The organism is Pseudogracilibacillus auburnensis, from assembly GCF_003201975.1.
Lineage (GTDB): Bacteria > Bacillota > Bacilli > Bacillales > Amphibacillaceae > Pseudogracilibacillus > Pseudogracilibacillus auburnensis.
Window position 1 is genome coordinate 28,994 of record NZ_QJJQ01000006.1, and the last position, 23,642, is coordinate 52,635.

Consider the following 23,642-nt stretch of genomic DNA (forward strand, 5'->3'; position numbering starts at 1 on the left):
TGTTATAGTATATTATAATGAAAATAGATGATAGTTAATTAGCCTTTCCGCTCCCTTATGTGGAGGGGCTTGTTTTCTGTAAAGAACACTCTTGATCTACTAAGGGAGACTTAAGATGAAAAAACCAATTATTTGTTTTAACAATTTTACGTTTAAATATGATAGTCAAAAAAATCCGACATTACATGACATTAATCTAACAATCAATCAAGGAGAAAAAATCTTAATTGTAGGGCCTTCGGGTTGTGGGAAGAGTACGTTAGGCCATTGTCTAAATGGGTTAGTTCCATTTGCTTATAAAGGTGATATTACTGGAAGCTTAAAGGTAAATGGGCAGGAAACAAAAGACTTAACTATTTTTTCATTATCAAAAATAGTTGGAACTGTTCTACAAGATCCCGATGGACAGTTTATCGGTTTGTCGGTAGGAGAAGATATTGCTTTTTCCCTTGAAAATGATGAAGTCCCTATCGATATAATGAAAGAAAAAGTGATCGATATTTCAAAATTAATAAATATGGAGAAATATTTAGGGGCTTCTGTACATGAGTTATCGGGTGGACAAAGGCAACGTGTTGCCCTAGGTGGTGTGTTGGTTGAGCAAGTTGATGTTCTTTTATTTGATGAACCACTTGCTAATCTAGATCCAGCAACAGGTAGACATGCAATCAAACTTATTGATGAAATTCAAAAAGAACTTCATACAACTGTTATTATCATTGAACATCGATTAGAAGACGTATTAGATCAACATGTAGATCGGATTATTGTAATGGATCAAGGAAGAATCATCAGCGATACGACACCAAATGAATTATTGGCTTCATCCATTCTTGAACAAACGAATATCCGTGAGCCACTTTATATTAGAGCATTAAAATATGCCAATTGTAAACTAACACCAGAAATGAACCTAGAACATTTCAATAAACTTAATTTATATGATTGTAAAGAGGCTTTACATAATTGGTATAAATCAACCTCCATACAGAAAAGTCTTCCGGAAGCGGAATCAATCTTAGAAGTAGAAAAAATTACATTTGCATATGGTGCTCAAAAGCCTACAATAAATGATATTTCATTTACAATTCGAAAAGGTGAAATGATTAGCATTGTCGGTAAAAATGGTGCAGGAAAATCTACGTTATCAAGATTAATTTGTGGATTTGAAAAAGGGCATAGTGGCAAAATGTTTTTTGCTGGGGAGGATATGAAAGATGTTACGATTCGAGAGCGTGCGGAAAAAATAGGAATGGTCATGCAAAATCCGAATCATATGATTTCAAAACATATGATTTATGATGAAGTTGCTTTAGGGCTAGTACTGCGAGGAATAAGTGAAGATGAAATAAAAGAAAGAGTAGAAAAAGCACTTCAAGTTTGTGGACTTTTTCCGTTTCGAAACTGGCCAATTTCTGCATTAAGTTTTGGCCAAAGAAAACGAGTAACGATTGCATCTATTTTAGTATTAAATCCAGAGGTAATTATTTTAGATGAACCAACTGCCGGGCAAGATTTTTTTCATTATACGCAAATAATGGAATTTCTTGCAAAATTAAATAGACTGGGAATTACGATTATCATGGTGACACACGATATGCATTTAATGCTAGAGTATACGCCGCGTTGTCTTGTGATAGCAGATGGGAAGTTAATTGCTGATGATTCGGCAGTTAACGTTCTGTCAAATAAAAAAATAGTAGAAGCTGCAAATTTAAAACAAACTTCTTTATTTGAATTAGCAAGACGTGCGAATATTGAACATCCTACTGAATTTGTCGCACGTTTTATTTCCTTTGATAAGGAGGTAAGAGGGTTTGGCAACTGAAATGCTAGCATATATTGATAGAAAGTCGTTTATTCATGGATTATCAGGAGCAACGAAATTAATTATTTTTATTATGTGGTCAAGTATTGCTATGTTAACATATGATACTCGAATTTTGCTCGTTCTTTTTATTTTTAGTATGATAGTCTTAAAAGTTTCTAAAATAAAGCTTCGGGAAATTGGTTTTGTTTTATTATTTATTTTAGCGTTTCTATTATTAAATAATATTGCAATTTATATTTTTTCTCCACAAGAAGGAGTTAAAATATATGGAACAAGCCATGTCTTAGTTGAAATTGTTGGAAGATATAATATAACGTTAGAACAATTATTTTATCAGTTTAATATTACACTTAAATATTTTGCTGTTATTCCAGCTGCATTACTTTTTATCGTAACGACACATCCAAGTGAATTTGCTGCTTCTTTAAATAAAATTGGCGTGAACTATAAAATTGCTTACTCAGTATCACTTGCCTTGCGTTATATACCAGATATTCAAAGGGACTTCAGAACAATTGCTCAAGCGCAACAAGCACGGGGCATTGATTTGTCAAGCAAGGAAAAATTGACGAAACGAATTAAAAATGCAGGTTCTATCATTTTGCCCCTCATCTTATCGAGTTTAGATCGTATTGATACGATTAGTAATGCAATGGAACTACGTGCGTTTGGCAAAAAGAAACAAAGGACATGGTATAATGAACGAAACTTTAATCGACACGACTATGTTACAATGCTAGTTGGTTTTATTATTTTAATCGTTTCACTAGTAATTACTTTTTCTGATGGTTCGAGGTTTTATAATCCATTTGTATAAACAGATTTCTAATCTAAAGGAGAGACGTAAATGAGTAACAATCACTATAATTTACAAGAAAAGCTTGTAGCAGGCTATGATATTGCGTTCGATCAAGATGGGGTATGTGGAAAACGAATAGCTAGTCGATTACACGAAATTGCTCAAATAGGTTTAACTGATGATAATGGTTCTAACCGACCTGGGTTTTCGCAAGGAGAAAGGTTAGCAAAACAATTAGTTGCTCAATGGATGAAAGAAGCGGGATTAAGTGTGACAATCGATGGAGCTGGAAATGTTTTTGGTCGCTTGGAAGGAAAGGATAAAAATGCAAAAATAATCCTTTCTGGTTCGCATGTTGATAGTGTACCAAATGGCGGACATTTTGATGGACCGCTTGGTGTGATAACAGCACTAGAAGTTGTCGAAGCTTGGCGCAAAACGGGCTATCAACCAGAAAAATCTTATGAAGTCGTCGTTTTTACAGATGAAGAAGGTTCTCGTTTTAATAGTGGCTTTCATGGAAGTGAGGCAGTAACTGGGAAAGGAAACATCGACGAAAAATTACAACTAACAGATCAAGCTGGTGTGACTTTTTCCGAAGTGTTAGCATCAGTTGATTTATCCGTTAAAGGATATCAACAGGCTGTTCGCAACTTGGATGATTATGAGTTATTTATTGAAGTCCATATTGAACAAGGAAAAAGATTAGAAAAAGAAAATCTCGCTTGTGGGGTTGTCACAGGAATAGCAGGTCCTTGTTGGGTTGAATTTACCTTTACTGGACAAGCAGGGCATGCGGGAAATACACCGATGAATGACCGGAAAGACGCACTCATTGTTGCAAGTGAATTTATCCAGAGGGTACCATCTATTCCCGTAACTATTAGTTCGTCTGCAGTTGCAACAGTTGGAAAACTAGCTGTGAAACCGAACGGAGTAAATGTAATTCCGGGAGAAGTCAGTCTTTATGTCGATATGCGTGATATAACACGGGAAAATCAAGAACAAGTAGTAGAAAAAGTAGTCGAAGCTGCACAGCAAATTGCTGAAAAACATGGAGTGCAACTTTCATATGAGGAAAAAATTCGTATTTCTCCGGTACCTATTGAAGCAGAATTTCAAGCCTTACTTGCTAAATCTCTAGAAACAAATAATATTTCTCCCTATTATTTGCCGAGTGGAGCAGGTCATGATGCGATGATTATCGGAGAAAAAGTTCCGGCTGCAATGTTATTTGTTAAAAGTAAAAACGGTGTAAGTCATCATCCAGATGAATGGTCTGATTTGAATGATTGTGTTCAGGCAGTACATGTATTAAAAACATTTCTTGAAAACTCACAATAAGGTTTTTGTCAGAAAGGTAGTGGAGAGAAATGCAAGAGTTCTTCATTCGATTTGTACTGTTTGTAATTATATGGATACTGATGATCTATGAAACTAGTAGCCAGCTAACATTAAGCTTTTTTATGCTGACTGCTAGTTTAGCTTTGTTTTTTTTCTTATCTAAACGGGATATTTCCGTGTACGTTTATGGCATATTGTCAATGGTCATTTTTTTACATGGGCTTATCATACATGATTTCCTTTATAGCTCCCTTTTACTTTTGCTTATTACGACTATGGCAACATTTCGGTTATCGAATATAAAGAATTTATTTTTACTAATAGTAAATTTGCTGTTTTCTTGTAGTCTACTGATCCCACATCTCGAATATTTAGTTCCTGTTTTGCTCGTATGGGGTTTTTATGCATTTTTACTTATTAAATTAAATAAGATGGAACTTCTCCGAAAAGAGCAAAAAGAAATATATGAACAATTACTCGCCGAATACCGTCATCTAAAGCGAATGCATATCGCATCAGAGGAAGTCACAAAAGCAGAAGAGCGAACCCGAATTGCTCGGGAAATTCATGATTCTGTTGGACATCGTTTAACCGCCCTCATCATGAAATTAGAAATGTTACATATTCAACATCCAAATGAACAATATATTGACTTAAAGCAAATGGCGAACGAAAGTTTAAATGAAACCCGCCAAGCAGTACAAACTCTACAAGAGAGTGAGACGAAGGGAATTACAGCTGTCGTTCAATTGATACGAAAATTAGAGGCAGAAAGTCAATTACTCATTCAATTTACGATAAAAGATGGTGTATTATCGATTCCACTTTCCAATGAACATGGAATTGTTTTATATCGAGTTATTCAAGAAGCATTAACGAATGTGATGCGCCATGCTTCATCGAAACATGTTCATATATCGATTGGCAAGTCAGCTATTCATACGCTTGCTTTTTCGATTACAAATCCGATGACGAATAAAGAAAAATTTGAATTTGGCTTCGGATTAAGCAATATGATAGAAAGAGTGAAAGAAGTGGAAGGGCAAATAGAAATTTATCAAACAGATGAGGAATTTGTTATTCAAGGAATGATGCCATATAAATAAGGAGGAAAAGGCGTGTGGCGTATATTAATTGTTGATGATCAAGCAATTGTTAGACAAGGATTAAAAGTCATGTTGGAACAAGATGAGAAGATGAAAGTGACACATGAAGCTGAAAATGGAAAAGAAGCGATCGACATTTTGGAAAGAAACCACCTAGTCGATTTAATTTTAATGGATGTAAGAATGCCGGTAATGAATGGAATGGAAGCAACGCGAATAATGAAGAAAAAGTGGCCTGAAATAAAGATATTAATTTTAACGACATTTAATGATGAACAGTATGCGCTTGAAACGTTAAAAGATGGCGCAAGCGGATTTTTACTAAAAACAGCTGATTCCGAAAAGTTAATTAAGGCAGTATATAGTACAATGAATGACGGACTTCCCATTCATGAGGAGGTAGCAGCAAAAGTGATTCCGAATTTATTACAGAGGGATGAAGTGAAAACCGCTGAAATACCAGCTGAACTTACAGAGCGTGAAATCGCTATTATCAAGCTAGTCGGAGAAGGGAAAACGAATAAAGAAATAGCTCAAATCTTATATTTATCTATTGGAACAGTAAAAAATCACCTGACAAATATTTTACAAAAGTTAGATTGCCGAGATCGTACCCAGCTAGCCATTTTTGCGGTGAAACATCATATTTCATAAAGTGGTTGAATCGTTTTTTGACGTTGATGCTGTCCAAGGAAATATTGGATGATAGGAATAGATTCAGCCAAATAGATGCTGATCGTACCCAAGGAAGCGGAAAAACTGCTAAAGTGTGGCTCAATAGGTGCTAATCGTTACCTAATAAAGGGGAAATCGTCCATCTTAGGGTGCGAATAGATGCTAATCGTTACCTAAGAAAGGGGAAGCCGTCCATCTTAGGGTGTGAATAGATGCTAATCGCTACCCAAGAAAAGAGAAATCGCCATTCCTAAGGTACGAATAAGTACTAACCCGAAATGGGGCACTTAGCATACTTTAATCCCCTCATGTAATAAAATTTCATTCTCTACCTTGCTAAGGTATTGACCAAATAAAAAACGGAAATATTGCTCCAGAGGGAGTGAATAACTTCCAAATCGAAACTTTAGTTTGTATTAGCATTCCTTTTCAAACGTTGGAATGCTTTTTAGCAGTTAAGAAAGTATAAATCCTTTCCTTGCAATGTTTATTTGTAATTGAAAGCTAATCAGTTGATGAATGGTTGACGTGAGGGCTCATAAGCTCCAATTGGTTTTCTACTAAATCGTAGCGTCTTTCATCGTCTAGATTCGCATAATCTTCATACATAAGATGCTCCGCGTTTATGTTGTGTCGTTTCTTGTTGTTAGTCAATCTTACAACCTCCATTTTGTAAAGGTTTTCGATTTATCGTACCACTTTCCCCTATATTTTCTTTCTTAATAAAAAAGGAGTTGACATTCTGTTATTTTTTCTTTACACTTAATTTGAACAGTGGTCAAAAGGATTGAAATAAATGGATAGAAAAACAGATTTAACACGTGAACGGATTATGGATGTGGCAAGAGCTTTATTATTGGAAAAAGGATATAGGAATGTTTCGATGAGGCAAATTGCAAGTGAAATGACATGTAGTCATGGGGCAATTTACTACCATTTTAAAAACAAGGCGGAACTTTTTTATGCGTTAGTGGAAGATCATTTTTCATTATTAGATAAAAGAATGGATGAAATTTTGGAAGAGCAAACAGAGAATAAGGATAAATTGAAAAAGTTATTATTAGGATTTATTGAATTTGGACTTAATTATCAAAGTCATTATGAAATTATGTTTTTAATTAAAGATAAAGAAGTTCTCCATTTTCTAAACGAGAACCCGACAAAAACATATGAAAAATTTGCAAATGCAATTGCTCAATTGAGTGAAAAACAGCTCTCCATTCAAGAAATTTGGTCGATATTTTTATCGTTACACGGATTTGTATCCCACTACTTAAGGCATATTGTCGGTTTTACAGAAGTGGAAGAAATGGCAAAATTTCATGTCAAAATGGTAATAAAATGGGCAGAAGTATAAGTGCATGTATGCGCAAGTAAGTGATCATCCCTTACTTGCATCATTTTTACTATAATTTGAACAGTGGTCAAAAGGGAAGGGGAAATGGAAATGAAAAAAGTAATTGTCTTAGGTGCAACAGGTGGCATGGGGTATTCGTTAGTAAATGAACTAGTTGAAAGAGGAATGGAAGTAACGGCATTTGCACGTAATAAAGATAAACTGCATCATTTTTTTGGTAATAACTCACATATTACTATTTACCAAGGGGATGTATTTTCTACCAATGAATTAATGAATGCTGTAAAAGGAAATGAGATCATTTTTCATGCGATCAATTTACCATATGCGAGTTGGGAAGCGAAACTACCTATTATGACTCAACAAATTATTCAAGCTGCGCAAAAAAATAGTACGAAGCTGGCTATAGTGGATAACATTTATAGCTACGGAAAAAGTCCAGGTGAAAAAGTGAAAGAAACGACAGAAAAACGCCCGCATACGAAAAAGGGCAAAATAAGGTTGGAAATGCAGAAACTTTATGAGAGTTCTCAAGTACCTTATATCATTGCGCATTTTCCAGACTTTTATGGCCCTTATGTCGAAAGTTCTTTATTAAACTTTACTTTAACTAAAATGATGGAAAATAAAAAAGCACAATATGTTGGAGATCCACGCCTATCAAGGGAACATATTTATACCCCTGATGGAGCTAAAGCATTGGTGGAATTAGCCTTAAATGAAACGGCATATAATCAAATTTGGAATATTCCCGCTTATGATGTGATAACAGGAGAGGAGATTATTCATATTTTACAATCAATAACGAACAATCACAAAAAGGTTTCCACCGTTACGAAAAACATGGTTCGCTTCATCGGTTTATTTGATCGACAGATGCGAGAGTTCGTGGAAATGATGTATTTAAATGAACAACCTGTTGTTTTGGATGGCGAAAAATATGAGAAAAATATTGGCATCTTACCAAAAACGCCGTATGATGAAGGCATAAAAAGAACGATAGACATAATGAAAGATAAATAGTCATGTTGCAAATATTCAAACTGCTCGTACTCTATAAAGTATGAGCAGTTTTTTTAGTAGAATAAGAAAGTTTAAATCCTTTCTTACTATTCACTGGATAAAAAGTGCGATATTACGGGACTGCGCTTACGCTCGCACCACCGAAAACCATTGGGACTCCGCTAAATGCACGTCCCATCGAAAAGCCTTGTCGCAACCCCAGTACTAGCACGTCTTTTGTGTTGTAAATGAACTAAGGCTTGGTAAATAAGCAATTCCTTACTTACATAAGTGCAACATCACCTAGTCACCGTCTTAGTGGCTATTTTAGGGAAGGCCTAAGGACAGGCTTTGCGCCTAACGTCGGCATACCCCTATGAAGGGGCATGTTTTCTTTCGTGAATGCTTAAGTTTTCTAAACACTTTTTTTGTTTCAAAAGGGTCTTATTTACAAAGATGTGACTTAAGTCATATCTTTTCTCTTAAATAATGACTACAGATAGTGCCAGAAGGAATACTTTTCATTTATGATGAAAGTATGTTAGGAGGAATGCTACATGCTTGAGTTAATGGACTTGTCAAAACGTTATAAGCAATTTTATGCAGTAAAAAATATGAACATGTATATTGAAAAAGGTGAAATTGTTGGATTGTTAGGACCAAATGGAGCTGGTAAATCAACAGCGATTTCCATGTTGTCCTCGCTTATTGAACCAACAGAGGGAGATGTATTATTTCATAAGAAAAGTATTTTAAAAAATCCATCTCCACTCCGAAAAGTAATTGGAGTAGTACCACAGGAGATTGCCCTATATGAGGAATTAACAGCCGAAGAAAATTTACATTTCTTTGGACGAATATACCGGATGTCCGGTAAGGAATTAAGACAAAAAATTGATGATGTATTAAAACTTATTGGCTTAGTAGATCGGAGAAAGGATGTCGTAAAAAAGTTTTCTGGTGGAATGAAAAGAAGATTAAATATTGGTGTTGCCCTATTACACAATCCAGAATTTTTAATTATGGATGAACCAACTGTAGGAATTGATCCGCAATCGAGAAGTTATATTTTGGAAACGGTAAAAAGATTAAATGAAGAAAAAGGGTTGACCATTCTTTATACGAGCCACTATATGGAGGAAGTCGAGTATTTGTGTGACCGAATTTATATTATGGATAAAGGGAATTTAATTGCAGTAGGAACAAAAGACGATATAAAAGAAATATTATCTGCGGAACATACGATACATGTGGAAGCCGAACTATTAAATAATGATTTCATCGAAGCGTTACAAGAAGAACCAACGATCAAAGAAACGTTTGTAAAAGATGAAACAATAACGATTATTGTACCGAAAGAAATAAATGTGTTTCAACTCATTACAAGATTAGCCAATGAGACAAAGGTAGAATTAAAATCAGTAAATGTGAAAACACCGACATTGGAAGATGTTTTTCTCCATTTAACGGGTAGAGCATTAAGGGATTGAAGGTGATATGGATGATATGGGAAATAGTGAAGAAACAAGGGCTAACTTTTATGCGCAATCCTCAGCAATTATTTTTACTTATCGCTTTGCCACTAATATTAATTATTATTTTGAGTGTGTCCCTTAGTGGATTTATTAGTGGTAATGCAATCGAAATCGATACTAATGTTGCTTTCATTGAACATTCCGATGAAAAAATGCAAATAGAGAAGTTTATAGAGGAAGTAGAAAACAGCAATATATCTGAAATGGAAAAAGCAATTTACAAGGAAACGGCAAATCAATATCAAATCGTTCACCTATTAAACAAAGAGGTTTTGCAAAATGTGGATAGTGCGATTACCGTCGAGGAAATTTCCCCTGAAAATAAAGAGGAAGCACTAAAGAGTGACCAATATGCAATTGTTATAGAAATTCCTGCTAATTTTACATATGATACGCTACGTTATATTTTACTGGACGAAGGAGAAGCGGAAACGATTATTCTTTATGAAAATGAAGGAGCAGAAATGGGTGTTTCAGCTGTGAAAGGCATGGTTCATTCATTCCAAGAACAATTGAAGTTAATGGACATAGCTGCTAAACATCAACTAGATCCAACTACATTTCAAATAGTTAAAGAACAAATGATTGGAGAAGTTACATCTATTCAACAAAGTGAACCAATTACATCAAAAGAATACTATACAATCGCGATGGCAGTAATGAATGTGTTATATATTGCAACAGCAATTGCATCTTTTTCATTTCTCGAAAAGCAATCACAAGTGTTTAATCGGGTGATATTATCAGATGTTTCGAGATGGATTTATTTTATTGGCGTGTTTTTATCGGGGACTATTTTTGCATTTATTCAATTACTGATCATCTTTGCATTTTCATGGATTATTTTTGGAGTGACATGGCCATTGGGAGAATTTTTCGTTATCACTTTAACGATTGCGATCGCAGTAGGTGGATTAGCAGTGTTATTGACGGCAATTAGTTATCGTTTAAATTCCGAGGCAGTCATTAATTTCTTTATAACAATCTTTATTGCTTTTTTAGCTTTATTAGGTGGAAGTTTTTTCCCAATTGGTGATTTGTCCTCTACCTTTCAATGGATTGGAGACTTAACGCCGAATGGTGCTGGTATGTCCCTATATTTAAATCTTTTACGAGGGAATGACCTTTTAGAAACAATAAACCATTTATTTTACCTTATCATTATTACGGTTGCATTTATCGTTATAGCAGTTATTAGTTTTCCGAAAAGGGGGCAAATTTCATGACCGGTATTTTCCTTACTAAAATAAAATGGTTACTTAGAAATCCGTGGACTTTTCTTCTTATGACTGTTTTTTCAATCGGATTTGCATTTATCGTCGGAGGGTTTAATAGTTTTGATAAAATAAAAGTTCCAACATATGTCGAGGAAAAGAGTATGCAGGAAATGGATGTTGTTCAACTAATAGAAAAACAAGGTATATTTGTTTTTGAATGGATGTCCTATGAAGAAATGGAAGAGAAAATAATTAGTGGAAAAAGTGAATTTGGACTTCATTTATATGAGGATGATTTCCAAATTATCGTCGGGATCGACTCACCAAACATCAATATAGTCGAACAATCAGTAACAAATGCTTATCGGAAAGACCGACAAATTGACCAACTTGCCAGTGGGATATTAGAGTCGAAACAGGCAATATTACATGAAATAACGGAAGAACCGATCTTCAAGACAGAGTCAACTAGTTTTTATGGAAATGACACGTTTGTTTACGACAGTAATTTGCATTCTGTCTATGGGTTTACCCTATTTTTCGTTGTCTATACGATCGCATATAGTGTATTTCAAATATTAATTGAAAAAAGAAGCGGTGTATGGGATCGGATGATTTTATCACCTATTCGAAAATGGGAAATGTATGTGGCAAACTTTTTATATAGTTTTTTAATCGGATATAGCCAAATACTAGCTGTATTTCTCGTCTTTCGTTTTATCATTAAAGTTGATTTCCATGGTACCTTTCTTCAAGCATTACTTGTCATGATTCCTTATGTCCTTGCTATCGTTGCTTTGTCTATTTTAATTACTGGTGCAGTACGAACAACCCAACAGTACAATGCGGTGATTCCGATCGTTACTATAAGCATGGCAATGATTGGTGGTGCCTTTTGGCCACTAGAAATTGTGGAATCGAAATTTATGCTTTTATTATCAAAAATTGTTCCAATTACGTACGGGATGGAGGCATTAAATGGTGTAACCTTATACGGATATTCGTTTGAACAAACATTATTTCCAATTAGCATTTTATTATTAATGAGTGTGATCATGACAGGAGTCGGCATTCATTTAATGGAAAAAAGATTTATTTCATAACCTGAAAAACCTGATGATTATCGGCATCAGGTTTTTAAATATCGCAAATGGTATAAAAAGGATTATATGTAAAAAACAAATAGAATATATTTGGCCCATTTAGCAGATTAATATTTTTCTTTCGACTATAATAGAATAAGAGAGCCTGCTTTTTAAGGGGGAAATATGAATTGAAAAAAAAGAAATGGATCATACTATTTACTACTATTGTAAGTACTTTATTTATAATAGATGTAGTTGCTAGTTTTTATTTTTATAATTTAGCGATAAAGCGTGGACCGAAAGACTTTTTACAAGGAAACTCTGATTTAGAAGTATCAGCAGAAACGTTGGATGTTTTTTTAGAAGGGGATTGGATTGACTGGACGGGACAGCAAGAGTTTGAAACGGTGGAAATGACTTCATTTGATGGATTAAAACTACATGGTTATTACTTACAATCAAAAGAACCATCAAATAAAACAGTTATTTTTGCCCACGGATATCTTGGACACGCATTCGATATGGGGTTGTTTGGTGAATATTATTATGAAAACCTAGGATATAATATTTTTATGCCTGATTTACGCGGACATGGCAATAGTGAAGGAGATTATATTGGGTTTGGCTGGCATGATCGTCTCGATTTAATTGGTTGGATGAATCTGTTAATCGAAAAAAATCCAAATACTGAAATTGTCATGCATGGATTATCAATGGGAGCGGCAACAGTGGTAATGGCAAGTGGAGAAGAACTCCCTGCAAATGTAAAAGCTATTATTGCGGATAGTCCTTACACCTCTGTTTATGATTTGTTTGCTTACCAAATGGAACGAATGTTTCACTTGCCTGACAAACCAATTTTACCATCTACTAGCTTAGTAACAGATTTAAAGGCAGGTTATTCATTAACAGAAGCATCAGCACTTGACCAAGTAAAAAAAGCGTCCGTTCCAATTTTATATATTTCTGGTGAAGAAGATACTTTTGTTCCGACGGATATGGCTAAAAGATTATACGAGAATACGAAAAGTGAAAGTGAAATCATTACCTTTTCTAGTGCAAACCATGGAGAATCGATCGTACTGCACCGGGATGAATATTTACAGACGATTACTCGTTTTATAGAAAAATATGTGCAATGAAGATGAGCTTGGCTGTTTTTAGATAAAAACATGCCAAGCTCATTTGTATGTCTGGCATGGCTACAACTTGGTGAGGTACTGTCAACCTGAAATCAAGGAGATCTATCGCGAGATGGAATCTGCAATGTTGTTGTAAGAGGAAAAATTATGCACGGATAAAGAGAAATTATACAAGTGAATTGGTATGGGGGTAGTTTGCAAAACAAAGTTTGATATTGTATTCATCTAATATGATCGGAAAGAAACAAACGAAAAAGTCAAATATAAGTGTATAATATATGAAAAATGGATATTACCTTCTTAATCATAAAGCAATTATTGCACTCGTATTCTTCTTTTTCTATTTCTTATTAGGAATCGGTGTTGGTTTATTTGTGAAAACAGTTGGAATGACTACTGTATATTTAATGCCGATTATGCTTTTATTTGGTTTTACTTTAATGATAGAATTTTTAAATTTCGGTAAAGATAGCTTAACGCTGAAAATAGCTAATTTATTTCCTATCCCACAATTAATCCAAATGGATGAATCTAGGGCGTAGGGTCCATTAGGTATTGTTCTTATTTGGATTACGGCAGCTGTACTGTTTACTTATATTTGTTTTGTCAGAACAAGAAAAATTTGCCTTTTTATCCTAATTAATAAAGTTGAATGCATGAAAAACATCTAGAATAAGTAACATAATTTGCTATAAATTGTGTGACCTGCTATTCTAAATAAGAATTATTTTTGTTCGGTGAAGAGACTGTATGTTTTTATAATCACTTTGGACAGGGATAGTATTAAATTGTGTGATTTTCACACTTGGAGGAAACAATATGGAACAAGGTTCAGTAAAATGGTTTAACGCAGACAAAGGTTTTGGGTTTATCGAACGTGAAGATGGAGACGATGTTTTTGTACACTTCTCTGCTATTCAAAGTGATGGATTTAAGTCATTAGACGAAGGGCAAAAGGTTACTTTTGAAGTAGAAGAAGGTCAACGTGGACCACAAGCTACAAATGTACAAGCTATATAATGAAGTAATAAATAACCAGGCTCATTTACTGTGAGAGTCTGGTTATTTATTTACAGATAAGAAAGTAAAACTTTCTTGACCGCATAAGTGCAATTAAAGCTCTATAAATAAGTTAATCACTTATAACAAGTCGAACGCAGGTTAAGAGCGCCACGTCCTGTGTCAACACCTACACTAGCACGTCCTGTGCGTCGTAAGTGCAACATCACCTCTATCATCGCCTTATCCTTGCTTAGCACTCAATATACTTTAATTTTAAAAGATTTATGGTTGTCCAGAAGCCTGAAAATCTTCTATGCTAGTATCGGGATGGGATATATTCTAGTGCCTATAAAATTGAATAGACAAGCCTTATGTTCGTTGATGTGATGGCCTGTTTGAATACCAATACATAAAAAATTCCCACCTTTTTAAGGTAGGAATCTAAATTACTTAATTGTTTCTAGCTTTAGTTGCGCATCTTTTTCATATGCTTCTTGAAGTTTACCAGAAATAACTCCAGGTTTTCCGTCTTTTATTAACTTTCCATCCACTTGGATAATTGGCAACACTTCAGACATACTACTCGTTAAGAACATTTCATCTGCTTCATGAATATCATTAACAGTAAATGCTTCTTCAATAAAAGGAATGTCAAGCTCGTTACAAAAGCGTTCAACAGCCATACGAACACATCCTTTTAAAATTCGGTTTGTTGCTGGATGTGTGTATACTTTCCCTTCCTTTACAAGAAAGACATTGGATGAACCACATTCCGTAACAAGCCCATCTTCATGTAGTATTGCTTCATAACATCCTTGTCCAGCCGCTGTTTGCTTTGCAAGTACATTCGGTAATAAATTTAGACTTTTAATATAACAGTTTTGCCAACGTTCATCACGCAAAGTGATCGTCTTCACACCGTTCTCAATGCCGTTTAGATTACGTGCTGCATTTTCTAAATATGCATACATATTAGGTACAGTATCTTCTGGGAAAGTATGAATCCGAGTTGCGGAGCCTCTTGAAACTTGTAAATAGACGAGACCATCTTGTTCCATATTGTTTCTAGCAACTAGTTCAGTCAATAAAGACTTAATTTCTTCTTTTGATTGTTGGATTTTAATTTGGATAGCATCTAATGAACGAAAGAGGCGATCAATATGTTCATTAAATAAATAAAGTCTACCTTCATAAATTCGAATTACTTCATACACGCCGTCACCAAACTGCAGCCCACGTTCTTCATAAGGAAATGTTAAACTATCTTTATGCGTAAATTTACCTTGAGACATAATAATTGGATACATAGACATGACGCTCATTCCTCCTTAAGTTACAATTGTATTTTACATCTTATTCGCTAGCTTGTAAATTAGTTCATCATGGTAGTATTTTATACTATAATAGGTAACAGCGAAAAAGGAGGTGTTCGTTTGGATGTTGTAGCGTTAAAAAAAGACATTATTGCTTATAGTAAGGAAATAGGGATTGATAAAATTGGATTTGCATCTGCGGATGTGTTTACAGAATTAAAGGAAAGATTAATCATTCAGGAAAAATTGAATTTTGCCTCTGGATTTGAAAAAGGAACAGCAGAAGAAAGAACTGAACCAGAGAGATTACTTTCTGGTGCGAAATCAATTATTTCGATTGCACTTGCCTATCCGTCCAAAATAATGGATCCACCTAAAAGTATAAAAGGAGCAAGACGAGGGATTTTTTGCCGTGCATCATGGGGAATTGATTATCATCACGTATTAAGAGATCGTTTAGAAAAGTTAGCTCAGTACATGCAAACGAATATTCCCCAGTTTTCATATAAATCAATGGTTGATACCGGTGAACTTAGTGACCGAGCTGTTGCGGAACGAGCTGGAATTGGCTTTAGTGGAAAAAATACGACAATCATTACGAAAGAATTTGGTTCTTTCGTTTATTTAGGTGAAATGATCACTAATATACCGTTTATACCTGATAGTCCTGTGGAAGATAGTTGTGGAGATTGCCGTATCTGTTTAGACGCATGTCCAACAGGTGCTCTTGTTCAGGGTGGGCAATTAAATGCGAAAAAATGTTTAGCTTTTCAGACACAGACGAAAGATTTTCTACCGGATGAATTTCGAACGAAAATAGGGACAAGATTGTACGGTTGTGATACGTGTCAAGCGGTCTGTCCGAGAAATAAAGGAATAGATTTTCATTTACATGAAGAGTTTGAAGCGGAGCCCGAAGTAGCCAAACCATTACTTAGACCGATGTTGAAAATATCTAATCGGGAATTTAGAGAAAAATTCGGCCATATTTCTGGATTTTGGCGTGGTAAAAATCCACTACAACGTAATGCGATGATTGCTCTTGCACATTTTAAAGATGAAACAGCTGTCAATGATTTGATCGATGTAATGAATAATGATGTTCGGCCAATTATTCGCGGGACAGCCGCATGGGCACTTGGGAAAATAGGGACAACAGAAGCACTAATTGCGATTGAAGAAGCGATTCATAAAGAAACAGATGATCGAGTACGTGAAGAAATGAAAAAAGGGTTACATTTTCAAGAAATATAGCGTTAGCGATCCCAATCTCTCATATGATTTAGTATGAGAGATTTTTTTCATGAAAGGAGGAGTTATGATGAATGGATTTATGTATGATCGTCAACAAGCAGTATTGTATGCAGAAAAATGGTGGAATAGTTATAATCCAGCATTTCCGCATTTTTCCGTTGATTGTACAAATTATATTTCACAATGCCTTTATGCAGGTGGTGCTCCAATGCGAGGAGAACCAGTACGAGAAAAAGGGTGGTGGTGCAAGCCGAATAATTGGAGTTTTAGTTGGTCTGTAGCACATTCCTTCTATTGGTATTTAAAAACGTCAACAATTGGCTTACAAGCTACCGAGGTAGAAAGTGAAAAAGAACTTTACGTAGGGGATGTAATTTGTTATGATTTCGAGGGGAATAATAGATGGGATCATACAACAATTGTTGTGAGAAAAGACGCTAGTGGAGTACCACTCGTTAATGCACATACGGATAATAGTCGTCATCGCTATTGGATGTATATGGATTCCGCAGCATGGACACCGCAAACAAAATATGCTTTTTTTACAATCGGAGAATAATTTTTTGACATACGAGGAGTTTAAAAATGGGATTACATATTGTTTTATACCAACCAGAGATACCTGCCAATACAGGTAATATCGCTAGAACTTGTTTAGCAACAAATACGACGTTACATTTGATTCGTCCATTAGGGTTTTCAACCGACGATAAAATGCTTAGGAGAGCAGGACTAGACTATTGGCATAATGTAAACATTATGGAGTATGATTCAATCGATGAATTATACGAAAAATATAAGCATGGACTCTTTTATTATATTGAGAATTTTGGAAAGAAATATTATACCGATTATGATTATAGTAATAGAAGTGACGAGTTGTTTTTCGTTTTTGGAAGAGAAACAGATGGAATTCCGAGGGCATTAATAGAAGGAAAGGAAGATCATTGTCTGCGAATTCATATGACAGATCAAGTTCGTTCGTTAAATTTATCGAATACGGCTGCTATCGTTATTTATGAAGTGCTACGGCAACAAGGTTTTCCAGCACTTACGTAATAAAATTAAAAATTTCGTCATGCAAATTGATTTACATGACGAAATGGTTATTGATTATTTTTCGGAACACCTGGTTTTGATTCATAAGCAGAAGTTAAGCAAGAAGTAAGAAATGCAATAGTAACGGCAATAATTAAGGCTAATTTCATTGTGATATTCCTCCTTCACTGACCGAAATGATTTATTAGTACATATTATAACGCCAATAACCTAATTTGTGAAATGTAAACTAACAAGTACACAAATTTGTTATATTATTATTCCTCTTGTTATAACCACCTGTGTTTGTTAAAGGCATTCATTCTCCTTAGTGACGAACGCAAGATGAGGAAGCATGTGATTTTTTAAAAAAGAGTATTGCGTGTAGTTTTTTAGCTTCGTCATTAGTCTTCTTTATAACTTAAACGATAAATGGGAATTAGCTGTCTATATGTATTCTTAACAAGTTCAATAAATTCATCCCCATTTTCTAAAATGGGATTAGATGGGAAAAGCTGTTTGCCGATGAGGAACTCAGCTTTTTTTACATCACGGAATCGTTCAAGTGCTGCATTTAAATCAATTTCGTTAATCGATGTTGCATCTTTTTTCATATGATCGAGTGAAATAACAAAATCGTTCGGCAGTGATTTAATTATATCTATATTTTTAAGGAAACTTTTGGCGATCTTCACCTTCTCGGGTAACTCGTAAATATATGCTAACCAAATAAAAACACGATCATCCCAAAGACCTACTTGGAAATGAGGGTGTTTTTTATATCCTCGTTTATTTCCAGCAATCGCAAGCCACGTATCTTGCGGTGGATTAACGGTTCGTCTTGCATGTCTTGCAATATGTAAATACATTTCAGAGCCAACCATTGCGGTTAAATCATCCGTTAAAATAGAACCAATTTCATGAAATTTAGGCTGTATTCTTTGCTGGATCGCTTCCATTCTAGGATACAATCCTTCAATATGAAATGTTTCAAAATCAGTTTTTGTAAACCCTTGAAATACCATTACTTATGCTCCTTTAAAAGTATTGTAAAGAGGTTGTTTAAAAAGTCCGGTAAAAATGACCTCAGTTCTTTTTATCTACCTTTTTAAACAAGTACTAATAATGATCATCTCATAATTTTTACATTCTGTTAAAAGATGTGTTCATTTAGCATGTGTGACGTAACGTTTTTTATGCAAATTGGTATAAAAACATAACAAAAAATGTAAATAAACTATGCCGTCTAGATCGTTTTCAAACATAAGGTAGCGCCTTCATTTTACTTTCACCTTATTTAGGGGTTATTAGTTGCTCAAGTAAGAGGACAGTTCTATAATGAAACATGAGTGTATCATTCCGTGTTTAAACGGTAAAGTCAATATCTAATGGGGGTATAAGACGTGGCACAAAGTGCAGAACCTAGTGAAAAAATTTGGGGAAATTTTTATGGTCCAAACATGGGATATGTAGAAGAACAATATGAATTATATAAAGAGGATCCAACTGTAGTTGATCCCACTTTAAAAGCAATGTTTGACAAACATGGTGCCCCTCAATGGATGGATCATACAGGTTTACAGAATCAACAAGTAAGTGGTGAAATTTCAACGAACGACGTGAAGAAAATCACCTCAGCAATGCGTTATCTTGATGCTATAAGACGTTTTGGACATCTTGAAGCCGATATTTATGCTGTCGGAGGCTGGGATGAAAAGACTAATTTATTAGATCCAAAAACGTACAATATTACGGATGAAGACTTAAAAAATATTCCAGCAACATGGTTGTGGGACAAAGCTCCTACCCATGTAGAAAATGGATATGATGCTGTTGCGTTTTTACGTAAAAAATATACTGGTAAAATTTCATTTGAATATGACCATGTAAATAGTGATGAAGAAAGAAAATGGCTTTTAAATCGAATTGAATCAGGTGAATTTGAACTTACTTTAACTGAAGTGGAAAAAAAGCAATTATTAGAACGATTAATTAATGTTGAAGGTTTCGAACACTTTTTACAAAAAACATTCGTCGGACAAAAGCGTTTTTCAATTGAAGGCTTGGAATCGATGGTTCCAGTCCTTGATCAGATTGTGAAGTCTGCTAACAATGATAAAATTGAAAACATTATGATGGGGATGGCTCATCGTGGTCGTTTAAGTGTGCTTGCTTATGTTCTAGGTAAGCCGTTAGACAAAATTTTTTCTGAATTCCACCATGCTCCTGATAAAGAATTAATGCCATCCGAAGGGTCAATGGGGATTAATTATGGCTGGTCTGGTGATGTGAAATATCATTTTGGTGCAACTCGAGAAGTGAAAAATGATGAAGCTTCAACAAGAGTGAAATTAGCACATAACCCATCACATTTAGAGTTTGTAAATCCGGTAGTTGCTGGATTTACACGAGCAGCGCAAGATAACCGTGATGAAAAAGGCTATCCTGTTCAAGATTTAAATAAAGCAATTGGCGTATTAATTCATGGGGATGCTGCATTTATCGGTGAAGGAATCGTACCAGAGACGATGAACTTAAGTGGTTTAATAGGGTACCGTACAGGTGGGACACTTCATATTATTGCCAATAACTTAATTGGATTCACAACAGATCGCAAAGAGAGCCGTTCTACTCGTTATGCAAGTGATTTAGCTAAAGGATATGAAATTCCGATCATCCGAGTAAATGCTGATGACCCAATTGCATGTATTCGAGCCATTCAACTTGCTTATGAATACTCGCACGAGTTCAAAAAAGATTGTGTGCTTGATTTAGTCGGTTACCGTCGTTACGGACATAATGAGATGGATGAACCGAGAGCAACTCAGCCAATTTTATACAGTGAAATTGATACTCATCCGACAGTTACTGAAATTTTTTCAGATGTTTTGACAAACGAAGGAATTGTAACTGCTGATGAAGTAAATGCAATGAAAGAAAAACATCAAAACGAACTACAAGCTGTTTATGATGGGATGAAAGAGGATGAACTTTCGGGAATTTCTGAAGTAAATATGCCTACCGTTTTAGCAAACAGTATCGATCATTATGAAACCGCAGTTCCATTAGAAGACTTGAAAAAGTTAAACGCTGATTTATTGAACCGACCGGAAGATTTTAAAGGGTTTAAACGTTTAGAGAGAGTATTTAAACGTCGTCAAAATATTTTAGAAGAAGGACATAAGGCTGATTGGGGTGAAGGAGAAGCACTAGCATTCGCTTCTATCTTAAAAGATGGAATTCCAATTCGAATTACAGGGCAAGATTCTGAACGTGGAACTTTCGCGCATCGTCACCTTGTTCTATATGATACAGAAACAGGCGAAAAATATTGTCCAATGCACGGTTTAGAGGATGCAAATGCTTCATTTGATATTCATAATAGCCCATTATCAGAAACTGCTGTATTAGGTTTTGAATATGGATATAGTATTCAATCTCCTGAAACATTAGTGATTTGGGAGGCACAATTTGGTGATTTTGCCAATGTGGCACAAGTGATTTTTGACCAATTTATTTCTTCTGCACGTGCGAAATGGGGAGATAAATCCAATATGGTCATGCTATTACCACATGGGTATGAGGGCCAAGGACCTGAACACTCAAGTGCACGGCTTGAACGCTTCTTACAAATGGCCGGAGAAAATAATTGGATCGTTGCAAATGTTACTTCATCTGCACAATTCTTCCACTTATTACGTCGTCAAGCGAAAATGCGTGGCCGAGAAGAAGCTAGACCTTTAGTCGTTATGTCACCGAAAAGCTTACTACGTAATGAGCGTGTAGCATCCGAGGCTAAAGAGTTTACAGAAGGTAAATTCTTACCACTACGAAATCAACCAAACTTAAAGGTAAGTAAGAAAAATGCTACAAGATTACTACTTGGTTCTGGTAAAGTGATGGTTGATATTGAAGAGGAAATTGCTAATGCTGATGAAAAGTTCGATTGGTTACGTGCATTAAGGGTGGAGCAATTATATCCATTTCCATTGGAACAACTGAAAAAAGAAATCGACCAATTGCCAAATTTAGAAGAAATCGCTTGGGTCCAAGAAGAGCCGAAAAATATGGGAAGTTGGCGTTTTGTGTTAGAATATTTACGCGATCTAGCAAAAGACGGACAAGAAATTCGTTATATTGGACGTCCGGAAAGAGCATCAACATCTGTTGGTGAACCGAATATCCATAAAGTAATCCAAAAGAAAGTCGTTACAGAAGCGATTAGACCAGCAAAGGGAGGAAATAGTAGTGAAGGAAATTAAAATTCCAGAACTAGCTGAATCAATTACAGAAGGAACAATTGCGGAGTGGCTCGTTAAAGCAGGGGATAAAGTTCAAAAAGGTGACCCTGTTGTTGAGCTAGAAACGGATAAAGTAAATGTGGAAGTCAATTCAGACTATGCAGGTGTTATTGTCGAGGTCTTAGCTGAAGAAGGTGACGATGTTAGCGTAGGAGACACAATTGCAAAAGTGGACGAAAACGCAGAAGCTGGTACGGTAAGTGAACCGGCTGCAGACGCACCAAAGGCAGAAGCTACGACTGAAGAAGAAGCACCAGCAGCTGTTGCAAACACTGAAACAAGTGAGGATTCTTCTGATGTGATCGCTTCACCAGCGGCAAGAAAATTAGCGCGTGAACTAAATATCGACTTAAGTAAGGTAAAAGCACAAGATCCTTTAGGTCGTATTCGTCCTGAGGATGTGGAAGCGGCAAATCAACCTACTCAATCAGCACCTGCTCCAGCATCGAAACAGGCAGCTGCAGAACCTGCACAAGAATTTAGTAAACCTGTGAAAGTGGAGAAAATGTCACGTCGTCGTCAAACGATTGCAAAACGTTTAGTAGAAGCACAACAAACGGCTGCAATGTTAACTACATTCAATGAAGTAGATATGACGGCAGTAATGAATATGCGTAAAGAACGTCAAGAAAGCTTTGTAGCTAAAAATGATATCAAACTAGGTTTTATGTCATTCTTTACGAAAGCAAGTGTTGCTGCATTAAAAGAATTCCCTTTACTCAATGCAGAAATTGACGGAACAAACCTTATCGTTAAAGAATACTATGACATCGGTATTGCAGTGTCTGCACCAGGTGGCCTAGTAGTTCCTGTTGTTCGTGATGCGGATAAATTAGACTTTGCTGGTATTGAACGTGAAATTGTTCGACTTGGAACAAAAGCTCGTGATAATCAACTAGGCATCGATGATTTACAAGGTGGTTCATTTACGATTACAAACGGTGGAATTTTCGGTTCTATGCTTTCTACACCAATTTTAAATGCACCGCAAGTTGGTATTCTTGGAATGCATAATATCGTTAAACGTGCAGTCGTTATGCCAGACGACACAATTGAAGTACGCCCAATGATGTACTTAGCACTTTCATACGATCACCGCATCGTCGATGGTAAAGAAGCTGTACAATTCTTAGTTCGAATTAAAGAAATGTTAGAAGATCCATACGACTTATTACTACAAGGATAAGTTTTACATTGAAATTCTGCTTAGGTTGATATAACCTAAGCAGGATTTTTTATGTCATTTTTTTCAATTTGACAGTCTTTTTAACTGCATCCTTTTCTATATTCCCAGTCTTGCCCCTTCCAATCAATGAAAACTTCATTTTACCCTATCTTTTCGAGCTAAAATGAAGTTTTGCTAATTTGTTTCCCCTGCACTGCTCGTGATACGCTTGTATTGTAAATCGCTATCTCAGCGTGAAGATGCGCCATCTAACGTCGAAGAATCGCCATCTCATCGTGGGGTTGCGCCATCTAACGCCGAAGAATCGCCATCTCACTGTGGAGATGCGCCATCTAACGCCGAAGGATCGCCATCTCATCGTGAAGATGCGCCATCTAACGCTGGAGAATCGCCATCCCGACGTGGAGTTGCGCCATCTAACGCCGAAGAATCGCCATCTCACTGTGGAGATGCGC

Annotated in this window: 20 protein-coding genes and 1 pseudogene; 18 read left to right on the forward strand and 3 right to left on the reverse strand. The window is 35.6% G+C overall.

The genetic code is table 11. The features are described from left to right. Positions 1–115 precede the first annotated feature (115 nt). From DFR56_RS09485 to DFR56_RS09505, 5 genes are read left to right on the forward strand one after another with little or no spacing between them, the layout of a single operon-like run. The gene (locus tag DFR56_RS09485) at positions 116–1,828 is read left to right on the forward strand and encodes an ABC transporter ATP-binding protein (protein WP_110395204.1); all 1,713 of its coding nucleotides are present in this window, start codon (positions 116–118) and stop codon (positions 1,826–1,828) included. Next, complete coding sequence (locus DFR56_RS09490) at positions 1,818–2,648, forward strand: energy-coupling factor transporter transmembrane component T family protein (RefSeq protein WP_110395205.1); 831 nt, start codon at positions 1,818–1,820, stop codon at positions 2,646–2,648. The genes DFR56_RS09485 and DFR56_RS09490 overlap by 11 nt, the downstream gene beginning before the upstream one ends. Before the next feature lie 30 nt (positions 2,649–2,678). Then, a complete protein-coding gene (locus DFR56_RS09495) occupies positions 2,679–3,974 on the forward strand; it encodes a Zn-dependent hydrolase (protein ID WP_110395206.1) in 1,296 nt (431 codons plus the stop codon). 29 nt (positions 3,975–4,003) lie between these two features. Beyond that, complete coding sequence (locus DFR56_RS09500; protein WP_110395207.1) at positions 4,004–5,080, forward strand: sensor histidine kinase; 1,077 nt, start codon at positions 4,004–4,006, stop codon at positions 5,078–5,080. Positions 5,081–5,092: 12 nt separating this feature from the next. After that, on the forward strand, positions 5,093–5,734 hold the full coding sequence (locus DFR56_RS09505; protein WP_110395208.1) for a response regulator transcription factor: 642 nt from the start codon (positions 5,093–5,095) through the stop codon (positions 5,732–5,734). Positions 5,735–6,259: 525 nt separating this feature from the next. On the opposite strand, the gene DFR56_RS22930 is transcribed toward DFR56_RS09505, so the two are convergent. Next, positions 6,260–6,409 carry a hypothetical protein gene (locus tag DFR56_RS22930; protein WP_158525591.1) on the reverse strand — a complete coding sequence of 50 codons (150 nt, stop codon included), beginning with the start codon at positions 6,407–6,409 and terminating at the stop codon, positions 6,260–6,262. A 142-nt stretch (positions 6,410–6,551) separates the two neighbouring features. Between DFR56_RS22930 and DFR56_RS09510 the strand changes: the two genes are divergently transcribed. The 8 genes from DFR56_RS09510 to DFR56_RS09545 all read left to right on the forward strand — a co-directional run bounded on the left by DFR56_RS09510 (position 6,552) and on the right by DFR56_RS09545 (position 14,113). Beyond that, positions 6,552–7,112 carry a TetR/AcrR family transcriptional regulator gene (locus DFR56_RS09510; RefSeq protein ID WP_110395209.1) on the forward strand — a complete coding sequence of 187 codons (561 nt, stop codon included), beginning with the start codon at positions 6,552–6,554 and terminating at the stop codon, positions 7,110–7,112. Between the two features lie 90 nt (positions 7,113–7,202). After that, positions 7,203–8,135: an SDR family NAD(P)-dependent oxidoreductase gene (locus DFR56_RS09515; protein ID WP_110395210.1), complete on the forward strand. Its 933-nt coding sequence runs from the start codon at positions 7,203–7,205 to the stop codon at positions 8,133–8,135. Positions 8,136–8,671: 536 nt separating this feature from the next. After that, entirely contained in the window at positions 8,672–9,604 is a 933-nt protein-coding gene (locus DFR56_RS09520; protein ID WP_110395211.1) for an ABC transporter ATP-binding protein, read from the forward strand. An 11-nt stretch (positions 9,605–9,615) separates the two neighbouring features. Further along, complete coding sequence (locus DFR56_RS09525) at positions 9,616–10,875, forward strand: ABC transporter permease (protein ID WP_110395212.1); 1,260 nt, start codon at positions 9,616–9,618, stop codon at positions 10,873–10,875. Continuing rightward, positions 10,872–11,969, forward strand: a complete 1,098-nt coding sequence (locus DFR56_RS09530; protein ID WP_110395213.1) for an ABC transporter permease — start codon at positions 10,872–10,874, stop codon at positions 11,967–11,969. Before DFR56_RS09525 ends, DFR56_RS09530 begins: the two co-directional genes overlap by 4 nt. 170 nt (positions 11,970–12,139) lie before the next feature. After that, positions 12,140–13,093, forward strand: coding sequence for an alpha/beta hydrolase (locus DFR56_RS09535; protein ID WP_110395214.1), 954 nt, complete (start codon positions 12,140–12,142; stop codon positions 13,091–13,093). Positions 13,094–13,371: 278 nt separating this feature from the next. Beyond that, positions 13,372–13,635 (forward strand): hypothetical protein, encoded by a 264-nt coding sequence (locus tag DFR56_RS23310; protein WP_207521091.1) that lies wholly within the window; start codon positions 13,372–13,374, stop codon positions 13,633–13,635. A 277-nt stretch (positions 13,636–13,912) separates the two neighbouring features. After that, complete coding sequence (locus DFR56_RS09545) at positions 13,913–14,113, forward strand: cold-shock protein (protein ID WP_110395215.1); 201 nt, start codon at positions 13,913–13,915, stop codon at positions 14,111–14,113. Positions 14,114–14,541: 428 nt separating this feature from the next. Here the strand turns inward: DFR56_RS09545 and dat are convergent, their stop codons facing one another. Next, positions 14,542–15,408, reverse strand: a complete 867-nt coding sequence (gene dat, locus DFR56_RS09550) for a D-amino-acid transaminase (RefSeq protein ID WP_110395216.1) — start codon at positions 15,406–15,408, stop codon at positions 14,542–14,544. 120 nt (positions 15,409–15,528) lie between these two features. Here dat and queG point away from each other — a divergent pair, with 120 nt between their 5' ends. From queG to trmL, 3 genes and pseudogenes are all read left to right on the forward strand, one after another. Further along, entirely contained in the window at positions 15,529–16,662 is a 1,134-nt protein-coding gene (queG, locus tag DFR56_RS09555; protein ID WP_110395217.1) for a tRNA epoxyqueuosine(34) reductase QueG, read from the forward strand. 76 nt (positions 16,663–16,738) lie between these two features. Continuing rightward, positions 16,739–17,221 (forward strand): annotated as a pseudogene (locus tag DFR56_RS09560) (amidase domain-containing protein); the annotation flags it as partial. Between the two features lie 26 nt (positions 17,222–17,247). Then, positions 17,248–17,721 (forward strand): tRNA (uridine(34)/cytosine(34)/5-carboxymethylaminomethyluridine(34)-2'-O)-methyltransferase TrmL, encoded by a 474-nt coding sequence (gene trmL / locus DFR56_RS09565; RefSeq protein WP_110395219.1) that lies wholly within the window; start codon positions 17,248–17,250, stop codon positions 17,719–17,721. A 383-nt stretch (positions 17,722–18,104) separates the two neighbouring features. On the opposite strand, the gene DFR56_RS09570 is transcribed toward trmL, so the two are convergent. Then, positions 18,105–18,725 (reverse strand): YktB family protein, encoded by a 621-nt coding sequence (locus DFR56_RS09570; RefSeq protein ID WP_110395220.1) that lies wholly within the window; start codon positions 18,723–18,725, stop codon positions 18,105–18,107. Positions 18,726–19,103: 378 nt separating this feature from the next. Between DFR56_RS09570 and DFR56_RS09575 the strand changes: the two genes are divergently transcribed. Next, positions 19,104–21,962 carry a 2-oxoglutarate dehydrogenase E1 component gene (locus DFR56_RS09575; RefSeq protein ID WP_110395221.1) on the forward strand — a complete coding sequence of 953 codons (2,859 nt, stop codon included), beginning with the start codon at positions 19,104–19,106 and terminating at the stop codon, positions 21,960–21,962. After that, on the forward strand, positions 21,949–23,187 hold the full coding sequence (gene odhB, locus DFR56_RS09580; protein WP_110395222.1) for a 2-oxoglutarate dehydrogenase complex dihydrolipoyllysine-residue succinyltransferase: 1,239 nt from the start codon (positions 21,949–21,951) through the stop codon (positions 23,185–23,187). Before DFR56_RS09575 ends, odhB begins: the two co-directional genes overlap by 14 nt. The last annotated feature ends 455 nt before the right edge of the window (positions 23,188–23,642 follow it).